At 57.6% G+C, this 547-nt stretch carries 1 pseudogene; it reads left to right on the top strand.

Annotated elements, in window-relative coordinates:
- Window positions 1-163: 163 nt before the first annotated feature.
- Window positions 164-547, top strand: a pseudogene (locus ACTHTJ_RS10750) (hypothetical protein); the annotation flags it as partial.

The raw sequence follows: 547 nt of genomic DNA, 5'->3' as shown, positions 1-547 counted from the left end.
CCCCTGAAATGAACGGCGAAGAACGCACGGAACAATTATCCGCACGTTAAGCCCGTATCGGCAGCAAAAGGACGGCGTTTTGTTTATCTAATGCCGTCTTTTTCGTTACAATAGCCCTCCGCCGCTTCAAAAGACGTCGTCTGAAACCACACACAGGAAACTCATGAACATCAAAACCCTGTCCGTATCCCTTACCGCATTGTGCCTGTCTGCCGCCGCACCCGCCGCCGATATGCTGCTGGAAAACTACGGCAGCAGCCGTCCCGCCTGGCTCTCCAAGCTCAAAAAACTCGACCGCAGCTCGGACGGCAAATTCCGCATCCTCCAAATCGGCGATTCACACACCGCCGGCGACCTTTTCACCGAACAACTGCGCCTGCGCCTCCAGCAAAAATGGGGCGACGGCGGCATAGGCTGGGTTTACCCCTCTACCGTCAAAGGACAGCGCAGCGCAGCCGTCCGCTATGACGGCTCGTGGCAAACCGTCAGCAGCCGCAGCGTTTCAGACGACTTCCCCTTAGGCGGCATCATCGCCAAAGCCAACGGC

It is taken from the genome of Neisseria sp. P0018.S001 (genome assembly GCF_051957355.1).
GTDB classification, from domain to species: Bacteria; Pseudomonadota; Gammaproteobacteria; order Burkholderiales; family Neisseriaceae; genus Neisseria; species Neisseria subflava_A.
This window is presented reverse-complemented; position numbering and strand designations above follow the sequence as displayed.